The 3,421-nt window shown below is 59.7% G+C and carries 5 protein-coding genes; 1 reads left to right on the top strand and 4 read right to left on the bottom strand.

Annotated features, from left to right (window positions below):
* Positions 1 to 104: 104 nt before the first annotated feature.
* Positions 105 to 1,343 (bottom strand): Glu/Leu/Phe/Val family dehydrogenase, encoded by a 1,239-nt coding sequence (locus Q7L05_RS17180; RefSeq protein ID WP_303909509.1) that lies wholly within the window; start codon positions 1,341 to 1,343, stop codon positions 105 to 107.
* Positions 1,344 to 1,465: 122 nt separating this feature from the next.
* Here Q7L05_RS17180 and Q7L05_RS17185 point away from each other — a divergent pair, with 122 nt between their 5' ends.
* Positions 1,466 to 2,407 (top strand): MBL fold metallo-hydrolase, encoded by a 942-nt coding sequence (locus tag Q7L05_RS17185; protein ID WP_303909511.1) that lies wholly within the window; start codon positions 1,466 to 1,468, stop codon positions 2,405 to 2,407.
* A gap of 15 nt (positions 2,408 to 2,422) precedes the next feature.
* On the opposite strand, the gene Q7L05_RS17190 is transcribed toward Q7L05_RS17185, so the two are convergent.
* The 3 genes from Q7L05_RS17190 to Q7L05_RS17200 all read right to left on the bottom strand — a co-directional run.
* Complete coding sequence (locus Q7L05_RS17190; protein ID WP_303909512.1) at positions 2,423 to 2,647, bottom strand: hypothetical protein; 225 nt, start codon at positions 2,645 to 2,647, stop codon at positions 2,423 to 2,425.
* Between the two features lie 152 nt (positions 2,648 to 2,799).
* Complete coding sequence (locus Q7L05_RS17195) at positions 2,800 to 3,198, bottom strand: YciI family protein (protein ID WP_303909514.1); 399 nt, start codon at positions 3,196 to 3,198, stop codon at positions 2,800 to 2,802.
* Positions 3,195 to 3,421 (bottom strand): hypothetical protein (locus Q7L05_RS17200; RefSeq protein WP_303909517.1); only part of this gene is annotated, 227 nt, incomplete at its 5' end. The genes Q7L05_RS17200 and Q7L05_RS17195, both read right to left, overlap by 4 nt.

The following is a 3,421-nucleotide window of genomic DNA, read 5'->3' on the forward strand; positions in this document are numbered from 1 at the left end:
AAATCTGGCCAAATCCGGCTTTTCCGCACGACTCCATGGATGGAGGAGTTAGAGCCAAGCAGGATGGCCGAGCCGAGTCGATCAGTGTTAAGTCCGACAGGCTCCTAGCACCAGCCTCGTGTTTTCACCGCCTCCTCAATACGCTTGAGGGCGTTAATCCACGCGCCGAGGCGGGCCGAGGTGACACCGTATCTGGCCGCCGTATTGAGCGCCGACCGGTAGCCGCCCACCAGCCGTTCGCGCCGCAGTCGGCTCACCTTGTCCAGATCCCAATAGTCGTCGCACAGCCCCTGGGTGCGCTCCATCTGGCACAGGTGCACGCTACCGGCGTTGGCCAGCACGTCGGGCACCACGATGACGCCGTTCTCCATGAGAATGGCATCCGCTTCGACCGTGGTCGGGGCGTTGGCCGCCTCCACCAGGAGGCGCGGGCGGATGCGCGGCGCGTTATCTTCAGTGATCACCCCCTGGCGCGCCGCCGGCACCAGGACCTGGCAGTCGGACTCCAGCAGTTCGGCGTTGGTGATGAGCGTGGTGCCGGGAAAGCCGGCCACCCGGCCGGTCTGCCGCTTGTGTTCCAGCAGTGCCGGCACGTTGAGCCCGTCCTCTGCATACACGCCGCCGCGGCTGTCGCTCACGGCGACCACCCGGCAGCCGGCCTCGTGGAAACATAACGCCGCCACCGAACCTACCTGCCCGAAACCCTGCAACGCGACGCTGGCACCCTGGATCTCCAGGCCGCTCTCCTCCGCGGCTTCACGGAAGACATCAAACACACCGTTGCCGGTTGCCTCATAGCCGCCAAGGGTGCCGCCGATAATCGTCGGTTTGTCGTTAACCGCCGCCGGCGCATGGCGGCCGGTGATCTGCTCGTACTCGTCGAGCATCCAGGCCATGGACTGCAGGTCGGTGCCTATATCGGCACCGGGTACATCGTAGTCCGGACCCATAGGGCGCAGATAACGGATATAGGCCCGGCACAGGCGTTCGAATTCCCACCGGCTCAGCTCGCGCGGGTCGGCGGCAATGCCCCCCTTGCCGCCGCCGGCCGGGATCAGTCCGGCTGCATGTTTGATGGACATGATCAGCGCGAGGGCCTTGCACTCCTCCAGATCGAGGTCGGGGGAGATGCGCGTGCCATCGCGAGTGGGGCCGAGGGCGTCGTTATAACGTACGCGAAAGGCTTCGAAGATGCGGCAACTGCCATCATCCATCTTCAGGGGAATACGAAAGGCGACCACGCGGGCAGGCGCCGCCAACAGGTCGGCCACCGCGGGATCGATAGCGCCGAGTTCGGCCGCCTGCTGCATGAGACGCGTACTCTGTTCGAGAAAATCGTACATTGGTCGCTCCCGTCGGGTTTATGGCCATACTCATCGATCGCGGCACGCATCGCAAACGGACTTCGTCATTGCGATCAAGGTAGACTCTCAGTCAAGCCCTTCCTCTTCAAGAGAGAAAACCGTTGAAGAATATCAGGTTTATTCAATCCCTTTTTGTCCTGTTGGCGATATCGCTGATCGGTACCGGTACGGCGATGGCAAACGGCGAGGCATTACGATTACAGAAGGTCGATGAGCATGTCTATGCAATAGTCGGTCCTTTCGGCAACCGCACGCCGGAAAACCTTGGCAATAACGCCACTTTTGGTTTCGTGGTAACAGAAGCCGGCGTGGTGCTTATCGATTCCGGCGGCAGTTACCAGGGTGCGGCGGCCATCGATACACTCATCCAACAGGTCACCGACCAGCCGGTAACAGTGGTGGTCAACACCGGCGGACAGGACCATCGCTGGCTCGGCAACGGCTACTTCAAGGAACGCGGTGCACACATTATCGCAAGCGAGGCGGCGGTGGACGATCAGCGCAGTCGCCTGCAAGACCAGCGATTCGTGCTGAGCAATCTAGTGGGCGAGAAGGGAATGGCCGGAACAGAACCTGTCTATGCGGATGAGGTTTTTGCCGAGGGAACCGACTTCGTTCTGGGTGGCACTGCTTTCGAACTTCAACTTGTCGGCCCGGCCCATACTCCCGGTGACAGCGTTGTCTGGCTGCCGGCACAGCGCGTCGTTTTCACCGGCGATGTGGTCTATGTCGGGCGACTACTCGGAGTGATGTCCCACTCCAGCAGCCGCAACTGGATCGATGCTTTCGGAACGGTGGCCGCGCTGGAACCGAGGGCAGTGGTTCCGGGACACGGTCCGGCAACCGATCTCGCCCAAGCCAGGGAGGATACCCTGGACTATCTTGTGTTCCTGCGAGAAACGGTGGGTTCTTTCATGGATGCTGGTGGCAGCATCACGGAGATTGGTACGCTGGATCAATCACACTTCACTCACCTTCAAGACTACGAAGCCCTCAAGGGCCGCAATGCCCAGCAGGTGTACCAGGAAATGGAGTGGGAGTGACTGGGTTGCCGATCCTCAGAGATCCGCAAACGCTGCATGATGGTGGATGGTACCCATGGCCCTACGGAGATAACCCGGCTGCAGTTCCTTCATCATGAACACCTCTTCCGGAACGTCGTGTTCGCAGCCGATGCCAAACCGTGCAGCGGGCAAGGCACCGAAAGGCGGGTAATAGGCCGGGTGACCCAGCACCGCCACGGCACCGAAGCCCCGTATGGTGCATTTTTCGGAGGCCGGCACGCATCAGCACCGCCTGTCCCGTAGCGCAGCGACGAGATTGGCTTCTGCGGAAGTAGGACGCATGCATTGCCCCTACGGCCTCCCTGTCCTCATCTCAGGGCAACCACCACCGCATCAAGACCGGCTCCCTTCGCCGCGCGACCTATAGTTGGTTAGATGGCTAAGCCCCTATTGCCCACTTCATAGGTGTCGTACATTTCACAAGCACGAACCTCAACTGCAAAGCCCAGATGTTCACCGAAGTTTGCTGCCGCATGCCTTGAGGCGACCCGTTGTGCCTCTTCGAAAGTTTTTGCCTCAATAACAAAAAAAGCGCCTGCTTGACGACTGCTCTTGATGTAAGGACCTTGTACCAGACTCGGCTTTCCATTCCTTGGGACGAAATGAGTCCAAGAGTCCGGGGAAGAGAGAGAGCCTTGTGTGACAAGCTTTCCTGTAGCTTTCAAAGCAGCTTCATGCGGCTGGCAAGCCGCAGCGATTGCCTGCTCATCAGACGAATTGAGGTTGGCAAATGCGTCGGTGTCGTAGTAACAAAGGCACAGGTATTTCATTTTTGTTTTTCCATGAGGAGCTGGAGCGATCCCGTTCCAGCCCATCTCTGCGAAAAGACGATGGGTTTCGCTACCGCTCCACCCATCCCCTTATCCTGAGCCGCCACCAGTGGCGAACAATAAACCTTGCCACTCACTGGGAGCCTGTTGGACTTAATACTGATCGATTCGGCTCGGGCATCCTGCTTCGCTCTAACTCCTCCATCCATGGAGTCGTGCGGAA

The sequence above is a fragment of the Thiohalomonas denitrificans genome, from assembly GCF_016841685.1.
Taxonomy (GTDB): domain Bacteria; phylum Pseudomonadota; class Gammaproteobacteria; order Thiohalomonadales; family Thiohalomonadaceae; genus Thiohalomonas; species Thiohalomonas denitrificans_A.